Genomic DNA, 26,668 nt, shown 5'->3' with positions numbered 1-26,668 from the left:
AACCCTGCAGCACCCCTGCAGGTTTGCGCCGCCTCGGCGTTGCTGTACTGCAGGTTTGTGCCTGCTCGGCAGGGCCGGCACGCGCTACGTTGGCCGACATGAGCGCGCTCAGGTTCCACGGCCCGGTCCTGCCCAGCGGTGAGGTCCAGGACCTCTACGTCGTCGATGGACGCGTGACCTACCACGCGCCTCCGCACGTCGAGACAGCCGGACGCGGCTGGATCGTGCCGGGCCTGGTCGACGCGCACTGCCACCTCGGGCTGGGGGAGGAGGGCGCGGTCTCCGAGGAGGAGACCATCGCCACCGCGATCGAGGACCGCGATGCGGGTGCCCTGCTGATCCGCGACTGCGGCTCGCCGATCGACACCCGGTTCGTCCAGGAGCGTGAGGACCTGCCACGCCTGGTCCGTGCCGGTCGCCACGTGGCGCGTACGCGTCGCTACCTCCCCGGCTACGGCGTCGAGGTCGAGCCGCGCGACCTTGCCCTGGAGATCGCGCGCCAGGCCGAGCGCGGTGACGGCTGGGTGAAGATCGTCGGCGACTGGATCTCGCGCGCCGACGGCGACCTGCTCCCGACGTTCCCCGCCGCCGACCTCGCCGAGGCGATCGCCACCGCGCATCGCCACGGCGCGAAGGTGACCGCCCACTGCTTCGGTCCCGAGGTGCTGCCCGGCCTGATCAAGGCCGGCATCGACTGCATCGAGCACGGCACGGGCCTCACCCTGGAGCTCGTCGAGGAGATGGCCCGCCGCGGCACGGCCCTTGTGCCGACCGTGATGCAGACCGACAAGTTCCTGGAGTTCTCCGACGCGGGCCGGGGGAAGTTCCCCGTCTACGCAGACCGGATGAAGGAGCTCCACGCCCGCCGTCGCGAGGTGCTGATGAGCGCCTTCGAGGCCGGCGTGCCCCTCTTCGCCGGCACCGACGGCGGCGGCGAGAAGCGCCACGGCAACCTGGCCAACGAGGTCCTCGCGATGCACGCGATGGGCATTCCCGCCGAGGATGCGCTCGCCGCAGCGTCGTGGAAGGGCCGGGCCTGGCTCGGCTTCGGGGCCCTCGAGGAGGGGAGCGAGGCCGACTTCGTCGTGTACGACGAGGACCCGCGCGCCGACCTCACGGTGCTGCACACGCCGTCCGCGGTGGTGCTCCGCGGCAAGGTCGTGGCGTGAGGCCTGGTCGATTTCGGAGGCGTCGCACTCGTCTGGCAGAATGACCGGCTGAGTCCTGCTCGGATCGCGACCCTCTATCCCGGTCCGGATCAGGCCCCTCGAGCTCGCAGGCCCCGGTCCCCACCTGAAGGCGTGCGACTCACTCACATTCAAGCTTTGAAGGAGACACCACAACCGTGGCCGTCAAGATTCGCCTCAAGCGCCTGGGCAAGATCCGGGTGCCGCAGTACCGCATCGTCGTCGTCGACGCCAAGAAGAAGCGCGATGGCGCCGTCATCGAGGAGATCGGCACGTACCGCCCCAAGGAGGAGCCGTCGTTCATCGCCGTCACCTCCGAGCGCGCGCAGTACTGGCTGGGTGTCGGCGCGCAGCCGACCGAGGCCGTCGAGGCCATCCTCAAGGTCACGGGTGACTGGCAGAAGTTCAAGGGCCTCCCGGGCGCCGAGGGCACGCTGAAGCACGCTGCTCCGAAGGCCGACAAGCTCGAGCTCTTCAACAAGGCGCTGGCCGAGGCCCACGCCGAGCCCGTCTCCGAGGCCATCAAGAAGGCCGAGAAGAAGTCCGCCAAGGCCGCTCCGGCCGAGGAGGCCCCCGCTGCCGAGGCTCCCGCCGAGGAGGCCGCTGAGGCCGCCGAGGGCACCGAGGCGTGAGCATGCTCGCCGACGCGCTCGAGCACCTCGTGCGCGGCATCGTCGACCACCCGGGCGACGTGACCGTGCGCGACAAGCAGCTCCGGCGCGGCTCCGTGCTCGAGGTCCGGGTCCACCCCGACGACCTCGGCAAGGTGATCGGCCGCAGCGGCCGCACGGCGTCCGCGTTCCGCACCGTCATCTCGGCCCTCGCGGGCCGCGGCGAGGCGCGGGTCGACTTCGTGGACGTCGACCGCCGCAACTGAGCAACACCGCACGACACACGACGGGCGTCACCCCAGCAGGGGTGGCGCCCGTCGCGCATTTCCCCGACTAGGCTTGCCTCTCGTGAGCAGCAGCATCGAGGTCCTGGTCGGTCGCATCGGCAAGCCCCATGGCATCCGCGGCGAGGTGACCGTCGACGTGCGCACCGACGAGCCGGAGCGCCGTTTCGAGCCGGGCACGCGCCTCGACGCGACCGCGCCGAAGGGGTCGGCGTACGCCGCGAAGGCGCTCACGGTCGAGAAGGTCCGCTGGCACCAGGGCGTGCTGCTCGCGAAGTTCGCCGAGATCGCCGACCGCAACGCCGCCGAGGCCGCGCGCGGGGTCCTGCTCCACGCGCAGGTCGACCCGGAGGAGACCCCGGAGGACCCCGACGAGTTCTACGACCACCAGCTGATCGGCCTCACGGCGTACGACCTGGAGGGGCGCGAGCTCGGCACCGTCACCAAGCTGCTCCACGGCGCCCAGGACCTCCTCCAGATCCGTACGCCGGACCGGCGCGACGCGCTGGTCCCGTTCGTCACGCAGCTGGTCCCCGAGGTCGATGTCGCCGGCGGCCGCGTCGTGATCGCCGACCGCCCGGGCCTGGTCACGCCGTTCGAGGAAACCGACGAGCCGGACCCGGAGCAGACCCAGCCTCAAGGAAAGCGATGAGGATCGACGTCCTCTCGATCTTTCCCGACTATCTCGCGCCGCTCGAGCTGAGCCTGCCCGGCAAGGCCCGCGACAGGGGCCTGCTCGAGCTGCACGTCCACGACCTGCGCCGGTGGGCACACGACAAGCACCACAAGACCGACGACACTCCCTACGGCGGTGGCGCCGGCATGGTGATGAAGCCCGAGCCGTTCGGCGAGGCGTTCGATGAGCTCGGCGTCGACGAGCGCACGACGGTCATCTTCACGACCCCGAGCGGGGAGCGCTTCACCCAGGAACTGGCGGCCGAGCTGAGCGCGCGTGAGCGCCTGGTCTTCGCCTGCGGGCGCTACGAGGGCATCGACCAGCGCGTCATCGACCACGCCCGTGAGCGCGCCGAGGTCCGCGAGATCAGCCTCGGTGACTACGTGCTCAACGGGGGAGAGGTCGCGGCCCTGGCGATCACCGAGGCCGTCGTCCGGCTGATCCCGGGCTTCATGGGCAATCCTGAGTCGCTCGTGGAGGAGTCGCACGAGGACGGGCTGCTCGAGTACCCCGTCTACACCAAGCCGCAGACCTGGCGCGGTCACGAGGTGCCCGACGTCCTCCTCTCCGGCGACCACGGCAAGGTCGCCGCGTGGCGCCACGACCAGCGCGTACGCCGGACGGCCGAGCGCCGCCCGGACCTCCTGCACGGCTCCGCGGTCGCGGGGGAGTGGGAGATCGTGAAGGCGACCCCGGCGGACGCTGGCGAGCTGCTGACGCTCCAGCGCGCGTGCGTGGTGCAGGAGGCGCTCGCCAACGACACGCTGCTGATGCCGCCGCTCCGCGACGGGCTCGACGACGTCGTGGCGACCATCGCGGAGAAGCACGTCTGGGTGGTTCGGGTGGCCGGCCGCCTCGTGGGCTCGGTGCAGGCGGATGCTGACGGCGAGACCTGGGAGATCGGCCGGCTCATGGTCGCCCCCGACCTGCAGGGCAGGGGACTGGGGCGCGTGCTGCTCGAGCACGCCGAGGCCGCCCGACCCGCCGGCGCCACGGCGTACCGGCTCTTCACGGGCGCGGCGAGCGAGGCCAACCTGCGTCGCTACAAGCGCGCGGGCTACCGCATCGTGGCTGACGATGCGAAGTACGGCTTCCCGGGCCTCGAGCTCGGCAAGCCGGTCCGGTCCAAGCACCGCTGACCCGGTCCGAGCACCGCTGACCCGGTCCGGGGTCGCCTGTCCGTGCGCCGGTGAGCGGCGCGGAAACTGCGGCGTGATTTGGCCGTGAGATCTGTTACAGGCTGGAAACACAAAGCGCCGGAACCGGAAACCAGGCCTCGACAAGATCGGCGTCACGCACCGACCAGCAGCGCCGCTGGCCACGTGCCCTGACCCCTGATCTAACGAGGTTGATATGACACTCGGAGTTCTCTGGCTGCTGATCACTGCAGCCCTCGTGCTCTTCATGACGCCGGGCCTGGCGTTCTTCTACGGCGGCCTGGTGAAGTCCAAGTCCGTCATCTCGATGATGATGCTGAGCTTCGGCTCGATGGGCGTCGTCGCGGTCCTGTGGATCCTCTTCGGCTTCAACCAGGCGTACGTCGACGGCTCGTCCGCCGACTGGATCCCGCGCGTCCTCGGCAACCCGTTCTCCGACTTCGCGCTGCAGGACGCCGCCAAGGCCGCGTTCGCCGGTGAGGACGGTGCCGGCGTCATCATGGCCTCGGCCATCTTCGGTGCGACCTTTGCCATCATCACGGTCGCGCTGATCTCCGGTGCCATCGCCGACCGCGCCCGCTTCTGGCCGTGGATGCTCTTCACCGCGCTCTTCGCAACGCTCGTCTACTTCCCGGTCGCCTCGTGGGTCTTCGCGTTCGACTCCACCGGTGACTTCACCGGCTGGGTCAACAAGCAGGACGAGTTCTTCGGCTTCTCGGCCGGCACGATCGACTTCGCCGGTGGTACCGCGGTCCACATCAACGCCGGTGCTGCGGCCCTGGCCCTGGCGATCGTCCTCGGCAAGCGCAAGATCGGCTTCTCCAAGGAGGAGGCGCAGCCGCACAACGTGCCGCTGGTCCTCATCGGTGCTGCGATCCTGTGGTTCGGCTGGTTCGGCTTCAACGGTGGCGCGGCCATCGCTGACGGCCAGGTGGGCCTGATCTTCGTCAACACGCTGGTCGCCCCGGCTGCCGCTCTGGTCGGCTGGATCGTGGTCGAGCACTTCCGCGAGGGCAAGGCGACCGCGGTCGGCGCCGCCTCCGGCATCGTGGCCGGTCTGGTCGCGATCACCCCGGCCTGTGCCAACCTGACCCCGATCTGGGCGATCGTCCTCGGCCTGCTCGCGGGTTCGGTCTCGGCCGTCGCGATCGACCTCAAGTACAAGCTCGGCGTCGACGACACCCTCGACGTGGTGGGCATCCACCTCGTCTCCGGTCTCATCGGAACCCTGTTCCTCGGCTTCTTCGCCATCGACACCGGCCTCTTCACCGGCGGCAACTACGAGCAGCTCGTGGTCCAGGCCATCCCGGCCTTCACGATCCTGGCCTACTCGTTCGTCATCGCCTTCGTCCTCGGCAAGGTCATCGACATGACGATCGGCTTCCGCGCCAAGGAGGAGGACGAGATCGCCGGTATCGACCTCGCGCTCCACGGCGAGGGCTACCGCTACGAGGTCTGATCCACCTCTGCTCCACCCCGGCAGGCCCGTCCCGCGTTACGCACGCGGGACGGGCCTTCCGCCATTTCGGGCCGCTCGTGCGGGTTGCGGGCTCAGCTCTCCTCGGCGTGGAGGGTGAGCGCCTTCTCGCTGGTGCGGATGCTGAGGTCGTGCACCTCGTGCAGGACGTCGCGCGCCAACCACACCGGCGTACGGCGCGCCCCCTTCGCGCGGACCAGGACACCGGCCGCAGCGGCCTGGGCGAGGACGTCCTTCGCCGCGGCGTCGTCCGTGCCGAGGCGGTCGGTGACGAGCGCGAGGTTGACCATCGGCTCCTCGATGACGAGATCCAGGAGCCGGTAGGCGAGCGAGCCGGCGTACGGACGGCTCATCGCCTCCTGCCAGCGTTCGCTGATCTCGATGATCTCCGTCGCGGTCTGGCGGGACTCGCGCGTCGCGATCGACGCGGCACTCGCCAGCATCGTCACGATCGTGGAGGCGTTGCCCGCCCGGTAGTCGTCGAGCGCCTGGAAGTACTGGTCGCGGTGCGAGACCAGGCCCGATGCGATCGGCACCGTCAGGTGGCGCGTGACCCGGCGCTTGCGGAGCACGGCATGGATGAGCGCGCGGCCGATGCGCCCGTTGCCGTCGGTGAAGGGGTGGATCGACTCGAACTGCGCGTGCACGATCGCCGCCTGGGCCAGCGCCGGCATGTCGTCGCGGTTGGCGAAGGCGAAGAGGTCGTCGAGGTAGTCGTCGACGGTCTCCGGTGGGGGAGGGACGTGCAGGGCGCCGCGGGGCGAGTAGTCGCTGCCGCCGACCCAGTTCTGCCGGTGCCGGACGTGGCCCGGACGGACGTTGTCGCTGGGCACGCGGGCGAAGAGGTCGTGGTGGGCCCGGAGCATCGCCTCCTTGCGCACGGTGCGCGGCAGCATCGCGGCGTCGCGGATCATCCGGGAGAGGGCGGTCGTGGCCGCGGCCATCGACATCGCCGAGGAGTTGGCGCCCTCGCCGAGCAGGGCGCGGCCGTAGTCGGCGAGCGAGGCGTCGACGTTCTCGATCTTGGAGGAGTCCACCGACTCGGTGCGCAGCAGCAGGCTGTTGAGGGCGGCCAGCGTGCGGCCGTGGACCATGTCGAGGTGGGTCAGGCCCCCGGCGACCGCCTCGAGCATCCGCAGGAGGGCGGGCTCGGGCTCGAAGGTCAGCCGGGCGATCTTCGGGGGAAGCATCACCGTGATCTCGTTGACCTGGCGGTCTGCGCGCGGACCGCGGGCCGCCGTCTGGCGCCACGGCCGCACCTCGGGCCGGTGGGCCGGCCAGTCGGTCGGCCAGTCGGTCGGCCCGTCGGTCGCGGCCGGCGCGTCGGAGGAGGTCATGGCGCTGATCCTGTCAGGCGCAGTGTCCGGATTTCCGCAGGTCGGGGCTCCTGCCGTAAAGTTCCCCCTTGGTCCACGCTGGCCGAAGGGATGCTCCGAGACACACCCGGAGGTCCTGCCTCCCGCTCCTGCCACAGGGGGCTCGGGAAGCCGCCGGCCACACGGCGTACGACCTCTCCGACGAAATTCGATTCCGCGGTCGACCTGTGGCGCCCGTGAGGAGTGAACATGAGCAACGTGATCGACCAGCTCGCCGCTGACATCAAGCGCGACGACGTCCCGGCCTTCCGCGCCGGTGACACCGTCAAGGTCCACGTCAAGGTCATCGAGGGCTCGCGCTCGCGTGTCCAGGTCTTCCAGGGCGCGGTCATCCGCATCCACGGCTCGGGCATCGGCCGCACCTTCACCGTCCGCAAGATCTCGTTCGGTGTCGGCGTCGAGCGCACCTTCCCGCTGCACTCCCCGATCTTCGAGAAGATCGAGGTCGTGACCCGCGGTGACGTCCGTCGCGCGAAGCTCTACTACCTGCGCAGCCTCACGGGCAAGAAGGCCAAGATCAAGGAGCGCCGCGAGTTCTGAGTCGTGGCCTTGCCCTTGCTCTGACGCAGGGCCGGTTAGGCTCTGCCGCGTGACTTCCGAGGACCGCGACCCCCACCCGATCAACGGGACCACCGATCACGGTGAGGGGGCGCGGTCCTCGACCATTTCGCTGGGCCCGAAGGGCAAGCGCCAGCTGCCGATCTGGCAGGAGTCGCTGATCCTGCTGGTGATCGCGCTCGGCCTGGCCGTGCTGCTCAAGGCCTTCTTCATCCAGGCCTTCTACATCCCGTCGGAGTCGATGCAGCCCGGTCTGCAGATCAACGACCGGATCCTCGTCCAGAAGGTCTCCTACTGGGCCAAGGGCACCCCGCAGCGCGGCGACGTCGTCGTCTTCGAGGACCCGGACGGGTGGCTCGACGCGATGGAGGCGGCCGGCCCCACCACCGGCTTCGCCAGCGTGCTGGCGAAGGTCGGGCTCTACCCCACCGGCGGGCACCTCGTGAAGCGCGTGGTCGGCGTGGGCGGTGACGTCATCACGTGCTGCGACAAGTCCGGTCGGCTGAAGGTCAACGGCGTCGCTGTCGACGAGAAGGCGTACGTCGCGAAGGACGCGCAGTGCGCTGCTCCCGTGAGCGTGCAGGCCAGGAAGAAGTGCGGCCCCAGGGCTCTCAACGTCACCGTCCCGGAGGGGTACCTCTTCGTGATGGGCGACAACCGCGAGGACTCCGCCGACTCCAGTCGCCACCTCTGCGAGCTGGACGCGACCGACTGCCCGCCCACGCGCGGGTTCGTGCCGGTCGACAACGTGGTCGGCAAGGTCTTCGCCCTGGTCTGGCCGATCAGCCACCTCGACCTGGTGTCGCGGGCCGACGCGTTCGAGGACGTCCCGGACCCGAAGTGAGCCCGACTGCCGTCCCCACCCTGCGCGTCGAGCGGCGACTCCTGCGCGAGGGCCTGGTCACCCTGGCCGCCGCCGACGAGGTCGGCCGCGGAGCCCTGTGCGGCCCGGTGACGGTCGGCATGGTGCTGATCGACGCCGCGACGCGCTCGGCCCCCACCGGGGTGCGCGACAGCAAGCTGCTCACTCCGGCCGCGCGGGAGCGCCTGGTCCCGCGCATCCAGCGCTGGGCGGTCGCGTACGGCGTGGGGCACGCCAGTCCGGTCGAGATCGATGACTTCGGGATCACCGCGGCGCTCCGTCTCGCCGGCCAGCGGGCACTGGCCCAGCTGCACCTGGAGACCGGGCCGGCGGTGGGTGCGGTGCTCCTCGACGGCAACCACGACTACCTCTCCACTCCGGAGCAGGAGGCCCTCTTCGGAGCACCGGCATCCGCAGTCGCCGAGGTGCCGCGGGTCGTCACGATGATCAAGGCCGACATGACGTGCGCCGCGGTCGCGGCGGCCAGTGTCCTGGCCAAGACCGCCCGTGACGCGATCCTGCTCGAGCTCGCGGCCGACCACCCGTCGTACGGCTGGGCGGAGAACAAGGGCTACAGCGCGCCCGAGCACCTCGCGGCCCTGCTCGAGCACGGTCCGACCCTGCACCATCGCCTCAGCTGGCGGCTCCCGGGCTGTGACGAGCTCGACCCGGTGGCGTTCCGGCGGGCCGCGGGGTCCGGCGTACCCGTGACCGTGCAGAATGTGCCGCAACCGCTGGTGGAGGAGACACGATGAGTGCCGAGGATCTCGAGAAGTACGAGACCGAGATGGAGCTCCACCTCTACCGCGAGTACCGCGACGTCGTCGGGATCTTCAAGTACGTCGTCGAGACCGACCGTCGCTTCTACTTGTGCAACCAGGTCGACGTGAAGGCCCGCACCGAGCAGGGCGACGTCTTCTTCGAGGTCTCGATGAGCGACGCCTGGGTGTGGGACATGTACCGCCCCGCGCGCTTCGCGAAGAACGTCAAGGTGCTCACCTTCAAGGACGTCAACGTCGAGGAGCTGGCGAAGCCGGACCTCGACCCCAAGGTGTGACAGCGGTGGCCTGACCGATCGGACTAGCCCGATCGGTTCATTTCCCCGCGCAGGCACGACAGGCGTGGTGAGCGCCACTATCCTGAGCCGAGGCGCCGGGAGGGAAACCGCGCCGATGGACACGCCTTGGGAGGGGTCATGTCTCGTCGTGCAGTCACGCGCGTCCAGCCGCGGAGGGACGAAGCCGGTGCAGCTGCGCTGGAGTTCGCCCTGGTGCTGCCGATCCTGATCATGATGGTCTTCGCGATCATCACCTACGGCTACATGTTCAGTGTCCGCCAGGCCCTGACGCAGGCCGCGGCCGAGGGCGCCCGCGCCGCGGCCGTCGCCTCGACCGGGCAGGCCTCGACGCGCGCGACCGCCGCGGTCAACGAGGCGCTCTCCGGCCTCTCGCTGACGTGCGGGGCGGGCGGCCTCACGTGTACGCCGACGACCAGCACGTGCGGCACCGCATCGTGCATGAGCGTGACGGTGGCGTTCGCCTACCGGGCCAACAACCCGCTCCCGAGCCTCCTGCCCGACGCGTTGATCCCTGCCTCGCTCACGTTCACCTCCAGCGCCGAGGTCAACTGATGGCCTTGATCGCGTCGCCCCGGCCTTCGCCGCGGCGTCGCCGACGGAGGCGTGACGAGCGGGGCGCCGTCGCCGTCTTCACCGCCCTGCTCGTCAGCACGGTGCTCGTCGGAGCCACGTCGTTCACGGTCGACATCGGCTTCCAGCGCATGGCCCGCCGTGACATGCAGGCCGTCGCCGACCTGGTGGCGATGGACATGGCCCGCAAGCTCGACGGGGCCACGTCCTCGGTGCTCAAGAGCAACGCGGCCTGGCAGAGCGGTGTCACCTCGTCGCTGAACCGGCAGGGGGACACGCTGGGTGACGCCCTGACGGTGAAGACCTGCGCTGCGGCAGACGTGGCCTCCGCGAGTGCGCGGCTCTCGACCACGGGCATCTGCGCCTATCCGGGCGTCCTCAACGCCGATGGCACCTTCTCCGACAGCGCCGGCGCGGCGGCCACGCACGTCAAGGTGCTCACCCGCACGAGTGTCGACTACTTCCTGCCGGTCTTCGCCTCGTCCGGCACCGTTGCCCGCTCCGCCGTCGCAGCCGCGACGAAGACCGCCTGCTTCAAGCTGGGGTCGTTCGCTGCGCGGATCGACACCAGCTCGTCGGTGCTCGGACCGCTCATCAACAACGCCCTCGGGGTCAACCTCGCGGTGCTGTCGTACAGCGGCCTCGCGAAGGGGAGCATCCGGCTCAGCGATCTCTCGACCGAGCTGGGCCTCGGCACCGTCGACGAGCTCGCCAGCACCTCGGTCACGCTCGGGTCCCTGATCAATGCCACTGCGGCGATCCTGACCCGCAACGCAGGGGACCCCGACGCGGCAGCCTCGCTCACCGTGCTCCAGCAGCTCAATGCAGCCACCGGGTTGAGCACCCAGGTGAACCTCGGCCGGCTCTTCGCCCTGACCGACTCCAGCGCCGCCGCCAAGGAGGCGACCGTCAACGTCCTCGACCTCGTGTCGGGGGCGGCGTTCATCGCCAACGGCTCCAACGCCCTTGCCATCCCGCTCTCGATCAGCCTTCCCGGCATGACGGGGGTGACGGCCAACGTCAGGGTCATCGAGCCGCCACAGATGGCGTGCGGCGCGATCGGGACGGCGCGGGCCCGCACGGCGCAGATCCGGGTCGACGTCACGGGCAAGCACACGACCAGCCTGCTCGCGCTGGTGACCACCACGGTCGACCTCGCGTTGAGCCTCCAGGTCGCCCGTGCCGATGGTCTGCTCGTCGACGCGATCTGTGGAGACGGCACGACGACGTCGCCGTTCGGCATCGACGTGCAGACCACGAGCGGGCTCGCCTCGCTCGATCTGTCGCTCGCCGCGAGGACGATCACGTTGCTGGGACTCCTCCCCGACGTGACGGCCGGGGCGAGGGTCACCGCAAACCTCTCAGGGGGTAGTCAGCTCGCCCAGGTGCGCGTGCCTCCGAAGGACTTCAAGACCCCGGTGGAGACCGGATCAGGCTCCATCGGACTGGGCGGACGCGGAAGCACCACCTCGGTCACCGCGGATGTCCCGCTCCTGGGAACGACGAGCACCGCGGTGATCAACTACCTGCTCAACACGGTCCTCGCCCCGGTGGTCTCGGCGCTCGACACCCAGGTGCTGGCCCCGGTGACGGAGGCCTTCGGGGTCAACGTCTCGGGCGCGGACGTCTACGTCGCACCTCCCAAGCCGAACTGCTCGTCGCCCGCGCTGCGCGGCTGACGTGGTGTCCGTGCTGTCGAGGGTTCGCCTCCGGGCGTGACGAACGACCGGTCCGGGCTTCCCCCTCCGGTCCGGTTCCGCACCGGCCCGGTTTCCGTCCCCATGGCGGCGACCGGGCCGGTGCTCCACATCGAGGGTGCGGACTCCTGACACGGCCGCCCGCGGCGGCGACCGTGGCTGCAGGAGGTATCGACGATGACGACAAGGCAGGTCCGGCGCGTGTCCGTGGATGCGCGCACCCAGGCACAGAAGCTCGGGGCGTGGGGTGAGCAGCTCGCCGCTCGCCACCTGATCGGCGAGGGCATGGTGCTCCTTGACCGCAACTGGCGCGGTGAGAGTGGCGAGCTCGATCTCGTCCTGCGCGAGGGCAACACACTGGTGGTGTGCGAGGTGAAGACCCGCAGCTCCACCGGGTGGGGTCAGCCGCTCGAGGCGGTGGGCAGGCAGAAGGCAGGGCGGCTGCGCCGGCTCGCGGGCCAATGGATGGCCGCGCACGCGGTCCGTGCACCCGACGTCCGGATCGACCTCGTCGGGGTGCTCCGTACGCCGAACGGCCCGGTCATCGAGCATGTCAGGGCGGTCGGCGCATGAGCTGTGCGACGGCACACACGATCACGCTCGCCGGAGCGCTGGGGCACCTCGTCGACGTGGAGGTCGACGTCTCGCAGGGCCTCGTCGGCACCAATCTGGTGGGCCGTCCCGACACAGCGATCAACGACGCCCGTGAGCGGTGCCGCTCGGCGATCAGCAACATCCAGCTGACCTGGCCGGCCACCCGGCGGGTCACGATCCTGCTGTCGCCAGCCGACCTGCCCAAGCGCGGTCCACAGGTCGACCTCGCGATGGCCGTCGGCATCCTCGCTGCGACCGGTCAGGTGCCCGACCTGCTCCTCGACGAGACGGTCTTCCTCGGCGAGCTCGGGCTGAGCGGACAGCTGCGGCCGCTGCCCGCCGCCCTGCCGATGGTGATGGCGGCCGCCCGCTCCGGCGCGCGTCGGGTGGTGGTCCCGCAGCCGCAGTGGGCCGAGGCCTCGCTGGTGCCGGGTGTCGAGGTCTACGGGTTGCGCTCGCTCGACCAGGTGGTCGGTTGGCTCCGTGGTGAGGAGGTGCCGGACGCGGCCCCGGTCGTCGCGCGGGCTGGTGCCCGGCTGCTCCAGTGGCGGGGCGACGACCGCCTGGCCCACCTCGATCTCGCCGACCTGGAGGGCATGGCCGAGGAGCGGCTCGCCGTCGAGGTCGCCGCGGCCGGGGGCCATCACCTGCTGCTCAAGGGGCCCAAGGGGGCGGGCAAGACGTCGCTCGCGGAGCGGCTCCCCGGGCTCCTGCCCGACCTGACGATCGCCGAGTCCCTCGAGGTCACCGCGGTTCGCTCGCTCGAGCGCGCTCTCGGGCCCGACGCGGGCCTCGTCACGCGGCCTCCGTTCAGTGCGCCGCACCACCGCTCCTCGCTGCAGAGCGTGCTCGGCGGCGGCACCGGGGTGGTCCGTCCCGGCGAGATCAGCAAGGCCCATTGCGGCGTCGTCCTGCTCGACGAGTTCCCCCTCTTCGCGCGAGACGTCCTCGACGCACTCCGCCAGCCGCTCGAGTCCGGCGAGGTCACCATCGCCCGTGGTGACGAGATCGCCACCTTCCCTGCCCAGGCGCTCTTCGTCCTCGCCTGCAACCCCTGTGCCTGCGGCAACTATGCCGCTGACGTCGGCGCGGACCGGTGCAGCTGCAGCGAGCAGGTCCGTCGCGAGTACCGTCGCCGCCTCGACGGCCCCGCGATCGACCGCATCGACATCACCCGGGAGGTGCTGCCCGTCAAGGAGGGCTCGATCGGTGCCGCCGACGACCCGCCGGAGGACACCGCGACCGTGCGTGAGCGGGTCGCGGGCGCGCGGCTCCGGCAGGCGGAGCGCTACGCGGGCTGTCCGTGGCGGCTCAACGCGCAGGTCCCAGCGGCCCGACTTCGCGACACGTGGCCTCTTCCCGACACTGGGCGCGACCGCCTCGACGAGGCGGTGCGGGCGGGCACGCTCACCCGCCGCGGTGCGATCCGCGTCCATCGGCTCGCCTGGACGCTCGCCGACCTGGCCGGGCGGCCGCGACCACTGCCGGCCGACGTCGACGTGGCCGTGCGCCTGCGCACGGGCGAGCCGCTCGACTCCTGGATGCTGCGGAGGGCCTCGTGACCGCGAGGGACGCCGACCGTCTCGCGCGTGTCGCGCTGAGCAGGCTCGGGGAGCCCGGTGACCCGCGCATCACCACGCTGGTGGCCGAGATGGGCGCCGTGCGACTCCACGAGGCGCTCGCCTCCGAGCGCGACCTCGAAGGGGTGCTGACCGACGTCGCCGCCCGGCTCGCCGCCAACGACCCGGAGCGTGACCTGGCCACGGCCGCCCGCCTCGGCATCCGCTATGTCGTGCCCAGCGACGACGAGTGGCCGACGCAGGTCGGCGACCTCGCTCACGCCGGCGCGGTCCATGAGCGCGGCGGGGTGCCACTCGGACTCTGGGTCCGGGGTCCGTCACGGCTCGACGAGCTCAACGACAGCGTTGCCGTGGTCGGCTCACGCTCCTCGACGGCGTACGGCGAGGGAGCCGCTCGCGCGCTCGCGACGGAGGTGGCCGGCCACGGGGTGGCGGTGATCTCGGGTGCTGCGTTCGGCATCGACCAGGCGGCGCACCGTGGAGCGGTGGCCGGCGGCGGTCGCACGGTCGCCGTGCTGGCCGGGGGAGTCGACCGGCCGTACCCGGTGGCGCACACCCGACTTCTCGAGCACATCGCGGAGACCGGGGCCGTGGTCAGCGAGGTGCCGCCGGGCAGCGCGCCGACGCGCCAGAGGTTCCTCAGCCGCAACCGGGTGATCGCCGCGCTGGCCCGAGGCACCGTCGTGGTCGAGGCCGCGCACCGCAGCGGAGCGCTGAGCACGGCACGGTGGGCTGAGCGGCTCAGCCGCACCCTGATGGCCGTGCCGGGACCGGTGACCAGCGTGCAGTCGACCGGCACCCACGGGTTGATCCGTGCCGGGGCCGCCCAGCTCGTGACGTCGGGCCCGGAGGTGCTCGAGCTGCTCGGCACGTCGGGCAGCCACCTCATCGTGGAGCCTCGCTCGGAGACCCGTGCCCGTGATGCGCTGCGCCCCCGCGACGCGCGAGTGCTCGATGCGGTGCCGGTCAGCCGGGCGGTGCCGACCGAGTCGATCGCCCGCACGGCCGGCCTGGGGCTGGTGGCGGTGCAGAGCGCCCTGACCCTGCTCCTGCGTGACGGGTTCGTCGAGCGCGGGCCGCACGGCTGGCGGCTCGGGCCGCAGGGGCGCGCCTGAGCGATGCCGCACCACCCCGCTCCTACGATCGGGGGATGGAGGAGAGCGAGAGCGAGCTGCTGCCCGAGGTCTACGCCGCGGTCCTCGGCGACTTCGAGCGCCACCTCTCGGTCGAGCGCGACCTCACGCCCCACACCGTGCGGGCCTACCTCGGTGACCTCTCCTCGCTCCTCAGCCACGTGGCCAGGCTCGGAGGCGAGGGCCTCGACGACATCGACCTCCGAGCGCTCCGGAGCTGGCTTGCCAAGCAGCAGAGCCTCGGCAAGGCGCGCACCACCATCGCCCGACGGGCCACGGCAGCCCGGGTGTTCACGGCCTGGCTGCTCCGCACCGGACGGGTCGCAGCGGACCCCGGGGCGCGCCTGGCCTCGCCGAAGGCACACCGCACGCTGCCCGAGGTGCTCCGCCAGGACGAGGCGCTCGCCCTGGTCGAGAGCGCGTCGTCGACCGCAGCGGACGAAGGCCCGATGGGCGTGCGCGACGCGGCGATCCTCGAGCTGCTCTACGCCACCGGCATCCGTGTGGGGGAGCTCTGTGGCCTCGACGTCGACGACCTCGACTTCGACCGCAACGTCGTGCGGGTCTTCGGCAAGGGGCGCAAGGAGCGCACGGTGCCCTTCGGGCAGCCGGCCTCCGCTGCGCTCAAGCGGTGGCTCGCCGAACGTCGCGGGATCGCGCGGGAGGGCTCCGGCGCAGCACTCTTCCTGGGCGCGCGTGGGGGCCGTGTGGACCAGCGCGTCGTGCGCCAGGTCGTGCACGATCGGGTGGGCAGCGTCCCCGGCGCTCCGGACATCGCCCCCCACGGCCTGCGCCACACCGCGGCCACCCACCTCCTCGAGGGTGGCGCCGACCTGCGCACGGTGCAGGAGCTGCTCGGCCACGCGTCGATGGCGACCACGCAGGTCTACACGCACATCAGCAACGATCGACTCCGCACGGCCTATCAGCAGGCACACCCGCGGGCCTAGCGTGTGCGCATGCGCTTCCTGAAGCCACCGACAGGAGCCCGAGTCCTACGAGGCAGCTCCGAGCCCCCTGCGCTGATCATGACGCCGCCGGCAGACCGGTCCACGGCTTGAGCCGAACCGGGCCGAAGGCACCGACGAGCTCGAGCGGATCGAGATAGGTGTCTCCGCGGAGCCAGCCCCAGTGCAGGCAGGTGCCAGGCGTGCAGTGACCGCCCGGCCGCAGCACTCCGATGGGGCCGCCGCGCTCGACCCGGTCACCCACCCGCACGAGCGGTGTGACCGGCTCGTAGGTCGTGCGGGTCTCGCCATGGCCCACCACGACAACGCCCTTGCCCGCGATGGTGCCGGCGAAGAGGACCTGTCCGGCAAGAGCCGCCTTGACGGGCGTGCCGGCGACGGCGGCGAGGTCGACGCCGCGGTGCCCCGCGGCGTACGGCGCAGGGGGAGGGGCGAACCCGTGCACGACGGCCGGTGGACCGTCAGCCGTGCCGACCGGCCACACGCCGATGCCGGCGGGGTCGACCCGCACGACGGGCTCCGACCCGCGGTGGGCGACGGGCGGCCGGAGCGTGCCGGGCGGCGCGACCGAGACCGGCGCGGGAAGGCTGGACAGGGCGGTGAGGAGGGCGGGAATCAGCAGGTACATGCCCCGACCCTGCGCCGCCGTACGCCGAGCCCGGAGGCTGTGGCCTCGTCGCGGTGGACGAATCGCGCCGTGGCGGGCCTGTGCACGGAAACCGGGGCGCGTGGGCCGGACGATCCAGGAGCGCGTGGCGGACACTGCCGGATTCGCCCCGATCCCGCTGAGCGACTAGTCTGGGGAGGCAACCCATCCGTGGGTTGACTACGCGCGCCAGAAGACCGCGACGGCTCCTCCCTGGGGGCCGATCGTCCGCGGGCCCGCTCCTCGGTTCCACCAGATGGTGGGTCGGAGCGGTGTGCAGGCGCCAGGGCCACCGGCACCCGTCGGCGGCAGCAACTGAAAACCCACCGGCCGGACCACCCGGGCCGCCTCCCGCAAGGGCCAAGGCAGCCGCAACGGACCCCGGCCGACACAACCAGGAAGAAGAACCATGGCAGTCGTGACCATGCGCCAGCTCCTCGAGAGCGGCGTCCACTTCGGACACCAGACCCGTCGCTGGAACCCGAAGATGAAGCGCTTCATCATGACCGAGCGCAACGGCATCTACATCATCGACCTGCAGCAGTCGCTGGCCTACATCGACCGCAGCTACGCCTTCGTCAAGGAGACGGTCGCCAAGGGCGGCACGGTCATGTTCATCGGCACGAAGAAGCAGGCGCAGGAGTCGATCGCCGAGCAGGCGACCCGCGTCGGCATGCCCTACGTCAACCAGCGTTGGCTCGGCGGCATGCTCACCAACTTCTCGACGATGTCGCAGCGGATCAACCGCCTCAAGGAGCTCGACCTCGTCGACTTCGACACCGTCGCCGGTTCGGGCCGCACCAAGAAGGAGCTCCTGCAGATGAAGCGGGAGCACATCAAGCTCGAGAAGACGCTCGGTGGCATCCGTGAGATGACCCGCGTCCCCTCCGCCATCTGGGTCGTCGACACCAAGAAGGAGCACCTCGCCATCGAGGAGGCGCGCAAGCTGCGCATCCCGATCGTGGGCATCCTCGACACCAACTGTGACCCCGACGAGGTCGACTTCCCGATCCCGGGCAACGACGACGCCATCCGCGCCGTCGGCCTGCTGACCCGCGTGATCGCGGACGCCGTCGCCGAGGGCCTCATCGCCCGCTCCGGCGTCAAGGCCGCCGAGGGTGCCGAGACCGTCGGCGCCGAGGAGCCCCTGGCCGAGTGGGAGGCGGAGCTTCTCGCCCCGACCGACGCTGCTGCTGCGGCCCCCGCTGCTGACGCCCCCGCCGAGGCTGCCGCCGAGGCGCCCGCTGCTGAGGCTGCGGCCACCGAGGCTCCGGCCGAGGCCTGATCCAGCACATGTGAAACGCGGGCTGTCGTCGTACGACGGCAGCCCGCGTTCCGCGCTCACACCGTCTGACACTCACTTTTCCTAGCGAGGACAACAAATGGCTTTCACCGCTGCGGACGTCAAGAAGCTCCGCGAGATCACCCAGGCCGGCATGATGGAGTGCAAGAAGGCGCTCGACGAGACCGATGGTGACCTCGACAAGGCTGTCGAGCTGCTCCGCGTCAAGGGTGCCGCCAAGGCCGCGGCCCGCGCCGCCGAGCGTGAGGCCTCCGCTGGCCTCGTCGCCGCCCACGGCAACGCCCTGATCAGCCTCAAGGCCGAGACCGACTTCGTCGCCAAGAACGAGGCCTTCGTCAACGCCGCCAACGCGATCGCCGAGGCCGCTGACGCTGCCAAGGCCACCGACGTCGAGTCGCTGCGCGCCGTCGCCCTGGGCGACACCACCGTCGGCGAGACCGTCGACGAGCTCGCCCGCACCATCGGCGAGAAGATCGAGCTCGGCGAGGTCGCCTACTTCGAGGGCAACACCACGGTGTACCTCCACAAGAAGGCCTCCGACCTTCCCCCGGCCCTGGGTGTCCTGGTCCAGTACGAGGGTGACGAGGCTGCTGCCAAGCAGGCCGCCCAGCAGGCTGCCGCGCTCAAGGCGCAGTTCCTCACCGCCGACGAGGTCCCGGCCGAGGTCGTCGAGGCCGAGAAGGACGTCCTGACCAAGAAGACGCTCGAGGAGGGCAAGCCCGAGGCTGCCGTCGCCAAGATCGTCGAGGGTCGCATCGGCGCCTTCTTCAAGGAGATCGTCCTGCTCGACCAGGAGTCGGTCTTCGAGTCGAAGAAGTCGGTCCGCCAGGTCCTGGACGCCGCCGGCACCAAGGTCACCAAGTTCGCCCGCTTCGAGGTCGGTGCGTGACGCACCGCTGACAGGCACCCCAGCAGGGCCGGTACGACGCTCGTCGTACCGGCCCTGCTGTCTGTCCGGGGTGTGCGATAGGTTTTCCCGAGCGCATCCGCTCCACCCAGACCCCTGAAGGGATCTCCATGCCGGCCTACAACCGCGTCCTGCTCAAGCTCTCCGGTGAGGTGTTCGGTGGTGGCTCGGTCGGTGTCGACCCCGACGTCGTCGCCGCCGTTGCCCGCGAGATCAAGGCTGTGGTCGAGGCTGGTGCCCAGGTCGCGATCGTGACCGGCGGCGGCAACTTCTTCCGGGGCGCTGAGCTCCAGGAGAAGGGCATGGATCGGGTCCGTGCCGACTACATGGGCATGCTCGGCATCGTGATGAACTGCCTCGCCCTCCAGGACTTCCTGGAGAAGGAGGGCGTCGACACCCGGGTGCAGACCGCCATCACGATGGGCCAGGTCGCCGAGCCGTACATCCCGCGTCGCGCCATCCGCCACATGGAGAAGGGCCGCGTGGTCATCTTCGGTGCCGGCATGGGCATGCCGTTCTTCTCGACCGACACCGTGGCCGTCCAGCGTGCGCTGGAGAGCAAGTGCGACGTCGTGCTCGTCGCGAAGAACGGCGTCGACGGCGTCTACACCGCAGACCCGCGCGTCGACCCGACGGCCACCAAGCTCGACCACGTCACCTACACCGACGCGATCGCCCAGGGCCTCAAGATCATGGATCAGACGGCCTTCGCCCTGTGCGGAGAGAACAAGCTCCCCATGGTGGTCTTCGGCATGGAGCCGGAGGGCAACATCCTGCGCGTCGTCATGGGTGAGAAGATCGGCACGCTCGTCAGCGCCGGCTGACGCCCCAGACCTTCCCGGCGTACGCCGGAGTCCCGCACCGCACAGCAACCACCAGGAGATGACCGTGCCGATCACCACCATCCTCGACGAGGCCGACCAGAAGATGGCCAAGTCGGTCGAGGCGACCCGCGAGCAGTTCGCCACGATCCGCGCCGGCCGCATCACCCCGACCGTCTTCAACAAGCTGACTGCGGAGTACTACGGCACCCCGACGCCGCTCTCCGGCCTCGCCACCTTCACCGCGCAGGATGCCCGCACGATCCTGATCCAGCCCTTCGACCAGGGCGCCATGGGGGCCATCGAGAAGGCGATCCGCGACAGCGACCTCGGCGTCAACCCGTCCAACGACGGCAAGGTGCTGCGCGCGGTCTTCCCTGAGCTGACCGAGGAGCGCCGCAAGGAGTTCGTCAAGCAGGCCAAGGAGAAGGCCGAGCAGGGCCGCGTCTCGGTCCGCCAGGTGCGTCAGAAGGCGAAGCAGACGGCAGAGAAGCTCGAGAAGGACGGCGAGGTCAGCAAGGACGACGTCACCGGCGCCGAGAAGAAGCTCGACGCGATCACCAAGAAGCACGTCGACGCGATCGACGAGATGCTGAAGACCAAGGAAGCAGAACTCCTCGAAGTCTGAGAGGGTTCGCCTGTGACGACCTCCACACCTGCGCCGCAGAAGGATCACGGCCGCGCTGGCCGCGACCTGAAGGCCGCCATCACCTCTGCCGTCATCCTGCTCGCCGCGATCGCGCTCTCGCTGGCCTTCTGGAAGACCGCGTTCATGTTCATCGTGGCTGCCGCGGTGGTCATCGCCGTCTGGGAGCTCCGCAAGGGCTTCCTGGCCAAGGGCATCGACCTGCCCGAGCAGCCGCTGATGGTGGGCGGCGTGGTCATGGTCTTCGTCGCCTACTTCTGGGGCGCGCCCGCGCTGGTGACGGCCACCGCGGTGACCGCGCTGGCGATCATGCTCCACCTGCTCCGTCGGGGCGTCGAGGGCTACGTGCAGAACGCCACCGCGGCGGTCTTCGCACTGATCTACCTGCCGTTCCTCGGCTCCTTCGTGGCGCTCCTCCTCGCGGAGGACGGCTCCCCGGAGTGGACCGACCGTGTCGACTACGGCGTGCTCGGTGTCGTTGCCTTCGTGCTGGTCACGATCGCCTCCGACATCGGCGGCTACATCGCCGGTGTGCTCTTCGGAAAGCACCCGATGGCTCCGGTCATCTCACCGAAGAAGTCGTGGGAGGGCTTCGCCGGGTCGATGCTCTTCTGCGTCGCGGCCGGTGTGGCGCTGGTCTACTACGTGCTCGAGGGCGAGTGGTGGGTCGGCGTCCTGCTCGGCCTGATCGCGGTCGTCATGGCGACGCTGGGCGACCTCTGCGAGTCCGTCATCAAGCGCGACCTCGGCATCAAGGACATGAGCCAGATCATCCCGGGCCATGGTGGCCTGATGGACCGCCTCGACTCGTTGCTCGCGACGGTCGCCCCGGTCTGGCTGCTGCTGCACTACCTGGTCTTCACGCGCTGACCGGCTCCTGACGCAGACGGCCGATCGGGAACCCGGTCGGCCGTCCGTGCGTCGTAGGGACATGAGGTCCCTCCTGCTCGCTTCCCTCCCCGCCCGCGTACGCCGGGCGGCAGCCGCCGCGATCACGCTGGTGGCGACCCTCGCCGGCTGTGCCCAGCAGGCCGACGACGCACGTCCCCGGAGCGGTGCCAGCGGTCCGTCAGGGGAGTACGTCGTCACCGAGATCACCGACAGCGGAAAGGCCCGAGCCCTCGTGCCCGGCTCGGAGATCCGGCTGACCTTCCGCGACGGTCAGCTCGGTGCCAGCGCTGGGTGCAACCACCTGAGCGCGGAGTACGAGATCGACGGCGACACCCTCACTGCCGGGCCCATGGCCGGCACCGAGATGGGCTGTCCCGAGCCCCTGATGGAGCAGGACGCCTGGCTGACGGCTCTCTTCGCGGAGCCCGTGCAGCTGGGCGAGGACCCGCTGACGATCACCGCGGGCGACGTCGTCCTCACCCTGGTCCCGCGTGAGCAGGCGGCCCCCGACCGGCCGCTGGCCGGCACCCGGTGGCTCCTCGACGGGGTGGTCCAGGGCGACGCGGTCTCCTCGGTGCCGGGTGGCCCGGACGTCGTCCTGGTCCTGACCGGCACGACCGCCACGATCACGGGCCTCTGCAACGGGTGGAGCGCCGACGTGGCGGTCGGGGACGGTGCGGTCACCTGGACGCCGGGCATGCGGACGCTGATGGCCTGCGCGGACGAGGCGCGCAACCAGCTCGACACCGACCTCTCGGCGCTGCTGACCGGTCGCACGGCGTACGACATCGAGGAGCGCACGCTGCGCCTCACGCGGGGAGACAACGGGCTGGTCTTCCGCGCACCTGAGTAGGTGCACGGAGGCGTAGGCCCTGTGCGGAGCCCGAGGATCGGTGTGCGCGCCGGTCGCCCTCACTCCGCCGTCGCCTCCGCCCGGGCTCGCACAGGGGACGAGCCCGTGCCGACGGACACCGGGAGGTGAGGGCGACCGGCGCGTTTCGTCGTACGTCGTGGGGGAGTGGAAGACTGGGCGGCGTCATGAGTGAGAAGTTCCAGACCCTGCCCCTCGTCTTCGAGGCCCCACGCGGACGCGGCAAGCCGCCCCGCCACCTCGCCGACCTCGATGAGGCGGGCCGCAAGGACCTGCTCACCGAGATGGGGCTGCCCGGCTTCCGCGCCAAGCAGCTGAGCACGCACTACTTCGGTCGGCTCGTGCACGATCCGGCTGAGATGACGGACCTGCCCGCGGGCCAGCGCGCGGGGCTGGTCAAGGCGCTGCTGCCGGACCTGATGACGCCGATCAAGCAGCAGACGGCCGACCGCGGCACCACGGTCAAGACGCTCTGGAAGCTCTTCGACGGCTCGCTCGTGGAGTCCGTGCTCATGCGCTACCGCGACCGCGCCACGATCTGCATCTCGTCGCAGGCGGGGTGTGGCATGGCCTGCCCGTTCTGCGCCACGGGCCAGGGCGGCCTGCAGCGCAACATGTCGACGGCCGAGATCGTCCACCAGGTCGTCGTCGGAGCGCGCGCGATGGCCAGCGGCGACGTCGCCGGTGGCCCCGGCCGGCTCTCCAACGTGGTCTTCATGGGCATGGGCGAGCCGCTGGCCAACTACAAGTCCACCGTGGCCGCCGTGCGCCGCCTGACCGATCCCGCGCCCGCCGGCCTCGGCCTCAGCGCTCGCCACGTGACGGTCTCGACCGTCGGTCTGGTGCCGCGGATCAAGCAGCTCGCCGACGAGGGCATCCCGGTGACGCTCGCGCTCTCGCTCCACGCCCCGGATGACGAGCTTCGCAACGAGCTGGTCCCGATCAACACGAGGTTCTCCGTCGAGGAGACCGTCGCCGCGGCGTACGAGTACTTCGAGAAGACCGGCCGTCGGGTCTCCATCGAGTACGCCATGATGCGCGACATCAACGACCAGGCCTGGCGCGCCGACCTGCTCGCCGAGGTGCTCTCCGCCAACGACCGCGGCACGGGCTGGGTGCACATCAACCCGATCCCGCTCAACGACATCCCGGGCTCGCAGTTCACCCGCTCGCGCGAGGAGGACATGGACGAGTTCGTCCGCCGCCTCAACGCCTCCGGCATCTCCACGACGCTCCGCGACACCCGCGGCAGCGACATCGACGCTGCCTGCGGCCAGCTCGCCGCCTCGGAGTAGGGCGCGCGGCGACTGCCCGCGGCGTACTGTCGGCGCCATGTACGCCGTCGAGGTGAACGGCCTCCGTCTCGCCTACAGACGGGCGGGGCACGGGCGCGTGGTGGTCTTCGTGCACGGCGGCGCCGAGGACAGCCGCACGTGGACCGGGCAGCTGGAGGCGCTGAGCGACGAGTTCACCGTGCTCGCCTGGGACGAGCCGGGCGCGGGGGAGTCGGATGACGTCCCGACCACCTTCACGCTCGCCGACTACGCCGACTGCCTCGTCGGCCTGGTGCGGGCGGTCGCCGACGGCCCCGTCTGCCTCGTCGGGCTCTCCTGGGGCACCACGGTGATCCTCGAGCTCTACCGGCGCCATCCCGAGCTGGTGCGCAGGATGGTGCTGGCCGACGCGTACGCCGGCTGGCTCGGCTCGCTCGGGTCGGAGGCAGCCACCGTCAGGCTGGCTGCGGTGCGGTACGCGTTGAGCGATCCGGACGGCCGGGGTGATCCCGCGCCCGGGCTCTTCGCAGGCACCCCGCCTGCTTACGCCGTCGACCTGCTGGCGGCGATGGCAGCCGATGTGCGGCTCCCGTCGATGCTGGCGGCAGCGACGGCGATGGCGCAGGCCGACCTCAGCGATGTCCTCCCGCAGGTGCGGGTGCCGACCCAGCTGATCTGGGGTGCCCTCGACGCCCGCTCGCCGCTGGCGGTGGCCCGCGAGTTCGAGCGGCGGATCCCGCACGCGGGGCTCGCCGTGATCCCTGACTGCGGGCACTGCAGCCACCTCGAGAAGCCCGCGGCGTTCACCGACGTCGTGCGTCGGTTCCTGCGCTCATGAGGCTGACGCGTCCGCGGTGCTCACGAGCGACTTTCAGCCGTGCGACAGGCCCACGCGAGCGTGCAGCTTGCGCAGGGGAGCCGGCGACCACCAGTTCCACTTGCCCAGCATGGCCATCAGCGACGGCACGAGCAGGGCGCGCACCAGCGTCGCGTCGATGAGGACGGCGAGCGCGGTGCCCACGCCGAGCTCCTTGATGAAGATGATCTGGGACGTCGCGAAGGCACCCAGCGCGATGGCGAAGAGCACAGCCGCGGCCGTCACGATGCGCCCCGTCCGCTGCAGGCCCAGGGCGACCGACTCCCGCTCCGAGGCCCCAGCATCGCGGGCCTCCTTGATCCGGGTGAGCAGGAAGACGGCGTAGTCGGTCGAGAGGCCGAAGACCACCGCGAAGAGGAAGACCGGCTGGGTCGACTCCAGCGCGCCCTGCGAGGTGTAGTCGAGCAGCCCCTCGAACCGGCCGTCCTGGAAGACCAGCACGAGGATGCCGAACGTGGCGGCCACGGTGAGCAGGTTCATCACGAGTGCCTTGATCGGCAGGATCACCGAACCGGTCATCAGGAAGAGCGAGACGATCGTCAGCACCGCCAGGATGGCGAGTGCCGGGAGCAGTCCGTCGCCGAGCGCCGCGAGCTGGTCGAGATGGTCAGCGCCCTGCCCACCGACGTACGCCGGGTGGCCCGCGTCGGCGTCACGCACCTCGCGGATCGCGTCGAGCGACGACTCCGCGAGCGGACGGTCGTCGGTGTGCACGTCGAGGCGCCAGGTGTCGTCGCCGACGTAGACCGGGGGCGTGACGGCGATGACGTGGTCGATCTGCCCCAGCCCGGCGGCGTACGAGGTGAGGTCGGCGGACTCCGGCGCCGAGACGGCGACGTAGGCAGGTGAGGCGCCACCGCCGGGGAACTCCTCGCGCAGGACGGTGTCGACGGCACGTGCCTCGCTCCCGTCGGGGAGGACGGTCGCGTCGACGCCGGTGAACTTGATGCCGAGGAAGGGGGCGCCGAGTGCGAGCAGGAGCACGGCACCGACCAGTGCGGTGCCGACGCGGTTGCGCATCACCCAGCGGCTCCAGCGGTACCAGAAACCGGTGTGCTCCGCGGCGGCCTCCCGGGCGAGCGCCTCGCGCCAGCGGCCGAGGGCGAGCGCGTCGACGCGGTGCCGCAGGAGCGCGAAGAGGGCGGGGAGCACGAGGATCGAGACCGCGGCCGAGACCAGCGACACGAGCATCACGCCGATGCCCATCGAGTAGAGGAAGCGCAGGGGGAAGGCGAGCAGGGCGACGCCGGCGCCTGCGACCGTGATGGCCGAGAAGACGACCGTGCGCCCGGCCGTGAGGACCGTCGTGCGGAGGGCCTCGGCGGTGTAGCCGACGCGCGCGGCCTCCTCGCGGTAGCGCGACACCATGAAGAGCGAGTAGTCGATCGCGAGGCCGAGGCCCAGGCCGGTGCAGAGGTTGAGCGCGAAGATCGAGATGTCGACGACCTCGTTGACGGCGCGCAGCCCGAGCAGCGAGACGACGATCGTCAGGCCACCCACCAGGAGCGGCAGCAGGGCGGCCACGGCCGAGCGGAAGACCAGCAGCGACACGATGAAGAGCAGCGGGAAGGCGATCAGCTCGGCGGTGACGAGGTCGCTCTCGACGTTCTCGTTGACCTCCTGGTACGCCGGGAGTGCGCCGCCGACCTGGACGCCGTCGATCGCGCGCAGTTCCTCGGTGAGGTGCTCGGTCGCGGCGTCCGCGTCGGCGTCTGCCGCGAAGGTGGCCGCGAGGAAGACCCGTGCCCCGTCCGTGCTGGTGAACGGCTCGCCCGCGCCGCCGTCGACCCGGGCGACGGCGGGGTCGGCCTCCAGCACGGAGCGCGCCTCGGAGAGCGCGTCCCGGTCGCCGCTCTCGGTGAGGACGACGAGGCCCGGTAGGGCCGCCTGCCCGGTCGCCTGCTCCAGGCGCTCGTCGGCGGTCGCGCTGGCCGAGGAGTTGTCGGAGAAGGAGTCGCTGTCGGAGTTGAGCAGCCCCGCGACAGGGCCGCCGAGCACGGCGGAGACCACGAAGGCGACCAGCGTGAGGGCGAGGACCCGCCACGGGCGAGTCCCGGTGAGGGAGGCGATGCGCTCGAACATGGTCACTCCTGGGGCTGGTCGCGCAGGGGCGCGTCGGGGTCGGTGTAGAGGTGGGGGAGCTCGAGGGCGGCGAGGACCGTGAGCAACATGCCCTGGGCCATGAACTCGCGTACCTCCTCGCCGGTGGCGCCGGAGAGGCGGTGCACGTCGCGCCACACGTCGAGGTACGACGAGCGGGTGGCGGCGGCGATCTCGGGGTCGGAGGTCATCGCCCAGGCCTGGAGCTGGCACCGGAGCGCCTCGGGGTCCTCGGCCAGCAGCGCGTCGTACGCCGCCGCCATGGCGGCCAGTGCGTCCGTGGGGCTGGTGCTGGCCGCTGCGGTGAAGGCCTCGCGGATCTGCCGCGTGCGCTCGTCGATGCAGGCGACGTAGAGCTCCTTCTTGGTGCCGAAGAGCCGGAAGACGTAGGGCTGGGAGACGCCGGCGCGTGCGGCGATGGCACCGACCGACACGCTGTCGAAGCCGCCGCCGCTGAACTCGACCATCGCGGCCTCGAGGATCTGCTGGCGGCGCTCGTCCGCCTTCATCCGTCGTGGGGTCAC

At 70.9% G+C, this 26,668-nt stretch carries 28 protein-coding genes and 1 pseudogene; 25 read left to right on the top strand and 4 right to left on the bottom strand.

Annotated elements, in window-relative coordinates; all coding sequences use genetic code 11:
* The first annotated feature begins 98 nt into the window (after positions 1-98).
* The 7 genes and pseudogenes from VLF38_RS08500 (at position 99) to VLF38_RS08470 (ending at position 5,374) form a co-directional block, all read left to right on the top strand.
* Positions 99-1,169, top strand: a complete 1,071-nt coding sequence (locus VLF38_RS08500) for an amidohydrolase family protein (protein WP_325270835.1) — start codon at positions 99-101, stop codon at positions 1,167-1,169.
* A 176-nt stretch (positions 1,170-1,345) separates the two neighbouring features.
* Complete coding sequence (gene rpsP / locus VLF38_RS08495; protein ID WP_107700162.1) at positions 1,346-1,819, top strand: 30S ribosomal protein S16; 474 nt, start codon at positions 1,346-1,348, stop codon at positions 1,817-1,819.
* 2 nt (positions 1,820-1,821) lie between these two features.
* Positions 1,822-2,064 carry an RNA-binding protein gene (locus VLF38_RS08490; RefSeq protein ID WP_325270838.1) on the top strand — a complete coding sequence of 81 codons (243 nt, stop codon included), beginning with the start codon at positions 1,822-1,824 and terminating at the stop codon, positions 2,062-2,064.
* A gap of 82 nt (positions 2,065-2,146) precedes the next feature.
* Positions 2,147-2,734 (top strand): ribosome maturation factor RimM, encoded by a 588-nt coding sequence (gene rimM / locus VLF38_RS08485; protein WP_325270834.1) that lies wholly within the window; start codon positions 2,147-2,149, stop codon positions 2,732-2,734.
* Positions 2,731-3,402, top strand: a pseudogene (gene trmD, locus VLF38_RS08480) (tRNA (guanosine(37)-N1)-methyltransferase TrmD); the annotation flags it as partial. The gene rimM and the pseudogene trmD, both read left to right, overlap by 4 nt.
* Before the next feature lie 126 nt (positions 3,403-3,528).
* Positions 3,529-3,897 carry a GNAT family N-acetyltransferase gene (locus tag VLF38_RS08475; protein WP_325270837.1) on the top strand — a complete coding sequence of 123 codons (369 nt, stop codon included), beginning with the start codon at positions 3,529-3,531 and terminating at the stop codon, positions 3,895-3,897.
* Between the two features lie 214 nt (positions 3,898-4,111).
* Positions 4,112-5,374, top strand: a complete 1,263-nt coding sequence (locus tag VLF38_RS08470; protein WP_325270833.1) for an ammonium transporter — start codon at positions 4,112-4,114, stop codon at positions 5,372-5,374.
* Between the two features lie 92 nt (positions 5,375-5,466).
* Here VLF38_RS08470 and VLF38_RS08465 read toward each other — a convergent pair whose 3' ends face one another.
* Positions 5,467-6,729, bottom strand: a complete 1,263-nt coding sequence (locus tag VLF38_RS08465; protein WP_325270832.1) for a Fic family protein — start codon at positions 6,727-6,729, stop codon at positions 5,467-5,469.
* 228 nt (positions 6,730-6,957) lie between these two features.
* Between VLF38_RS08465 and rplS the strand changes: the two genes are divergently transcribed.
* The 10 genes from rplS (at position 6,958) to VLF38_RS08415 (ending at position 15,790) form a co-directional block, all read left to right on the top strand.
* Positions 6,958-7,308 carry a 50S ribosomal protein L19 gene (gene rplS, locus VLF38_RS08460; protein WP_325270831.1) on the top strand — a complete coding sequence of 117 codons (351 nt, stop codon included), beginning with the start codon at positions 6,958-6,960 and terminating at the stop codon, positions 7,306-7,308.
* 49 nt (positions 7,309-7,357) lie between these two features.
* Complete coding sequence (gene lepB / locus VLF38_RS08455) at positions 7,358-8,170, top strand: signal peptidase I (protein ID WP_325270830.1); 813 nt, start codon at positions 7,358-7,360, stop codon at positions 8,168-8,170.
* Complete coding sequence (locus VLF38_RS08450) at positions 8,167-8,943, top strand: ribonuclease HII (protein ID WP_325270829.1); 777 nt, start codon at positions 8,167-8,169, stop codon at positions 8,941-8,943. The genes lepB and VLF38_RS08450 overlap by 4 nt, the downstream gene beginning before the upstream one ends.
* Positions 8,940-9,245 (top strand): DUF2469 domain-containing protein, encoded by a 306-nt coding sequence (locus VLF38_RS08445; protein ID WP_107700156.1) that lies wholly within the window; start codon positions 8,940-8,942, stop codon positions 9,243-9,245. The genes VLF38_RS08450 and VLF38_RS08445 overlap by 4 nt, the downstream gene beginning before the upstream one ends.
* A gap of 138 nt (positions 9,246-9,383) precedes the next feature.
* A complete protein-coding gene (locus VLF38_RS08440) occupies positions 9,384-9,818 on the top strand; it encodes a TadE family protein (protein ID WP_325270828.1) in 435 nt (144 codons plus the stop codon).
* Entirely contained in the window at positions 9,818-11,515 is a 1,698-nt protein-coding gene (locus tag VLF38_RS08435; protein ID WP_325270827.1) for a hypothetical protein, read from the top strand. The genes VLF38_RS08440 and VLF38_RS08435 overlap by 1 nt, the downstream gene beginning before the upstream one ends.
* A 219-nt stretch (positions 11,516-11,734) precedes the next feature.
* Complete coding sequence (locus tag VLF38_RS08430; RefSeq protein ID WP_325270826.1) at positions 11,735-12,106, top strand: YraN family protein; 372 nt, start codon at positions 11,735-11,737, stop codon at positions 12,104-12,106.
* The gene (locus VLF38_RS08425; protein WP_325270825.1) at positions 12,103-13,689 is read left to right on the top strand and encodes a YifB family Mg chelatase-like AAA ATPase; all 1,587 of its coding nucleotides are present in this window, start codon (positions 12,103-12,105) and stop codon (positions 13,687-13,689) included. Before VLF38_RS08430 ends, VLF38_RS08425 begins: the two co-directional genes overlap by 4 nt.
* Positions 13,686-14,822 carry a DNA-processing protein DprA gene (dprA, locus tag VLF38_RS08420; protein WP_325270824.1) on the top strand — a complete coding sequence of 379 codons (1,137 nt, stop codon included), beginning with the start codon at positions 13,686-13,688 and terminating at the stop codon, positions 14,820-14,822. The genes VLF38_RS08425 and dprA overlap by 4 nt, the downstream gene beginning before the upstream one ends.
* A gap of 35 nt (positions 14,823-14,857) precedes the next feature.
* Positions 14,858-15,790, top strand: coding sequence for a tyrosine recombinase XerC (locus VLF38_RS08415; RefSeq protein WP_325270823.1), 933 nt, complete (start codon positions 14,858-14,860; stop codon positions 15,788-15,790).
* 76 nt (positions 15,791-15,866) lie between these two features.
* Here VLF38_RS08415 and VLF38_RS08410 read toward each other — a convergent pair whose 3' ends face one another.
* Positions 15,867-16,436, bottom strand: a complete 570-nt coding sequence (locus tag VLF38_RS08410; RefSeq protein WP_325270822.1) for a M23 family metallopeptidase — start codon at positions 16,434-16,436, stop codon at positions 15,867-15,869.
* Positions 16,437-16,863: 427 nt separating this feature from the next.
* On the opposite strand from VLF38_RS08410, the gene rpsB reads away from it, so the two are divergent.
* From rpsB to VLF38_RS08370, 8 genes are all read left to right on the top strand, one after another.
* Positions 16,864-17,739 carry a 30S ribosomal protein S2 gene (gene rpsB, locus VLF38_RS08405; protein ID WP_325270821.1) on the top strand — a complete coding sequence of 292 codons (876 nt, stop codon included), beginning with the start codon at positions 16,864-16,866 and terminating at the stop codon, positions 17,737-17,739.
* A gap of 97 nt (positions 17,740-17,836) precedes the next feature.
* Positions 17,837-18,646: a translation elongation factor Ts gene (gene tsf, locus VLF38_RS08400; RefSeq protein ID WP_107700148.1), complete on the top strand. Its 810-nt coding sequence runs from the start codon at positions 17,837-17,839 to the stop codon at positions 18,644-18,646.
* Between the two features lie 128 nt (positions 18,647-18,774).
* Positions 18,775-19,488 (top strand): UMP kinase, encoded by a 714-nt coding sequence (pyrH, locus tag VLF38_RS08395; RefSeq protein ID WP_107700147.1) that lies wholly within the window; start codon positions 18,775-18,777, stop codon positions 19,486-19,488.
* A gap of 70 nt (positions 19,489-19,558) precedes the next feature.
* Positions 19,559-20,113 (top strand): ribosome recycling factor, encoded by a 555-nt coding sequence (frr, locus tag VLF38_RS08390; RefSeq protein WP_325270836.1) that lies wholly within the window; start codon positions 19,559-19,561, stop codon positions 20,111-20,113.
* 12 nt (positions 20,114-20,125) lie between these two features.
* The gene (locus VLF38_RS08385) at positions 20,126-21,001 is read left to right on the top strand and encodes a phosphatidate cytidylyltransferase (protein WP_325270820.1); all 876 of its coding nucleotides are present in this window, start codon (positions 20,126-20,128) and stop codon (positions 20,999-21,001) included.
* A 61-nt stretch (positions 21,002-21,062) separates the two neighbouring features.
* Positions 21,063-21,875: an META domain-containing protein gene (locus tag VLF38_RS08380; protein WP_325270819.1), complete on the top strand. Its 813-nt coding sequence runs from the start codon at positions 21,063-21,065 to the stop codon at positions 21,873-21,875.
* A 185-nt stretch (positions 21,876-22,060) separates the two neighbouring features.
* A complete protein-coding gene (gene rlmN, locus VLF38_RS08375; protein ID WP_325270818.1) occupies positions 22,061-23,188 on the top strand; it encodes a 23S rRNA (adenine(2503)-C(2))-methyltransferase RlmN in 1,128 nt (375 codons plus the stop codon).
* 37 nt (positions 23,189-23,225) lie between these two features.
* Positions 23,226-24,005, top strand: coding sequence for an alpha/beta hydrolase (locus VLF38_RS08370; protein WP_325270817.1), 780 nt, complete (start codon positions 23,226-23,228; stop codon positions 24,003-24,005).
* 33 nt (positions 24,006-24,038) lie between these two features.
* On the opposite strand, the gene VLF38_RS08365 is transcribed toward VLF38_RS08370, so the two are convergent.
* Positions 24,039-26,126, bottom strand: a complete 2,088-nt coding sequence (locus VLF38_RS08365) for an MMPL family transporter (protein WP_325270816.1) — start codon at positions 26,124-26,126, stop codon at positions 24,039-24,041.
* Between the two features lie 2 nt (positions 26,127-26,128).
* Complete coding sequence (locus VLF38_RS08360; RefSeq protein ID WP_325270815.1) at positions 26,129-26,668, bottom strand: TetR/AcrR family transcriptional regulator; 540 nt, start codon at positions 26,666-26,668, stop codon at positions 26,129-26,131.

The sequence above is a fragment of the Nocardioides sp. genome (assembly GCF_035481145.1).
In the GTDB taxonomy this organism is placed as follows: domain Bacteria; phylum Actinomycetota; class Actinomycetes; order Propionibacteriales; family Nocardioidaceae; genus Nocardioides.
This window is presented reverse-complemented; position numbering and strand designations above follow the sequence as displayed.

Excerpts from the sequence above, each read along its gene's own strand:
- VLF38_RS08465 (WP_325270832.1), bottom strand. The coding sequence starts at position 6,729 with ATGACCTCCTCCGACGCGCCGGCCGCGACCGACGGGCCGACCGACTGG.
- VLF38_RS08415 (WP_325270823.1), top strand. The coding sequence starts at position 14,858 with ATGGAGGAGAGCGAGAGCGAGCTGCTGCCCGAGGTCTACGCCGCGGTC.
- VLF38_RS08410 (WP_325270822.1), bottom strand. The coding sequence starts at position 16,436 with ATGTACCTGCTGATTCCCGCCCTCCTCACCGCCCTGTCCAGCCTTCCC.
- VLF38_RS08500 (WP_325270835.1), top strand. The coding sequence starts at position 99 with ATGAGCGCGCTCAGGTTCCACGGCCCGGTCCTGCCCAGCGGTGAGGTC.
- VLF38_RS08380 (WP_325270819.1), top strand. The coding sequence starts at position 21,063 with ATGAGGTCCCTCCTGCTCGCTTCCCTCCCCGCCCGCGTACGCCGGGCG.
- VLF38_RS08475 (WP_325270837.1), top strand. The coding sequence starts at position 3,529 with ATGCCGCCGCTCCGCGACGGGCTCGACGACGTCGTGGCGACCATCGCG.
- tsf (WP_107700148.1), top strand. The coding sequence starts at position 17,837 with ATGGCTTTCACCGCTGCGGACGTCAAGAAGCTCCGCGAGATCACCCAG.
- rlmN (WP_325270818.1), top strand. The coding sequence starts at position 22,061 with ATGAGTGAGAAGTTCCAGACCCTGCCCCTCGTCTTCGAGGCCCCACGC.
- VLF38_RS08370 (WP_325270817.1), top strand. The coding sequence starts at position 23,226 with ATGTACGCCGTCGAGGTGAACGGCCTCCGTCTCGCCTACAGACGGGCG.
- VLF38_RS08365 (WP_325270816.1), bottom strand. The coding sequence starts at position 26,126 with ATGTTCGAGCGCATCGCCTCCCTCACCGGGACTCGCCCGTGGCGGGTC.
- VLF38_RS08470 (WP_325270833.1), top strand. The coding sequence starts at position 4,112 with ATGACACTCGGAGTTCTCTGGCTGCTGATCACTGCAGCCCTCGTGCTC.
- rplS (WP_325270831.1), top strand. The coding sequence starts at position 6,958 with ATGAGCAACGTGATCGACCAGCTCGCCGCTGACATCAAGCGCGACGAC.
- VLF38_RS08435 (WP_325270827.1), top strand. The coding sequence starts at position 9,818 with ATGGCCTTGATCGCGTCGCCCCGGCCTTCGCCGCGGCGTCGCCGACGG.
- VLF38_RS08425 (WP_325270825.1), top strand. The coding sequence starts at position 12,103 with ATGAGCTGTGCGACGGCACACACGATCACGCTCGCCGGAGCGCTGGGG.
- pyrH (WP_107700147.1), top strand. The coding sequence starts at position 18,775 with ATGCCGGCCTACAACCGCGTCCTGCTCAAGCTCTCCGGTGAGGTGTTC.
- rpsB (WP_325270821.1), top strand. The coding sequence starts at position 16,864 with ATGGCAGTCGTGACCATGCGCCAGCTCCTCGAGAGCGGCGTCCACTTC.
- VLF38_RS08445 (WP_107700156.1), top strand. The coding sequence starts at position 8,940 with ATGAGTGCCGAGGATCTCGAGAAGTACGAGACCGAGATGGAGCTCCAC.
- VLF38_RS08440 (WP_325270828.1), top strand. The coding sequence starts at position 9,384 with ATGTCTCGTCGTGCAGTCACGCGCGTCCAGCCGCGGAGGGACGAAGCC.
- VLF38_RS08490 (WP_325270838.1), top strand. The coding sequence starts at position 1,822 with ATGCTCGCCGACGCGCTCGAGCACCTCGTGCGCGGCATCGTCGACCAC.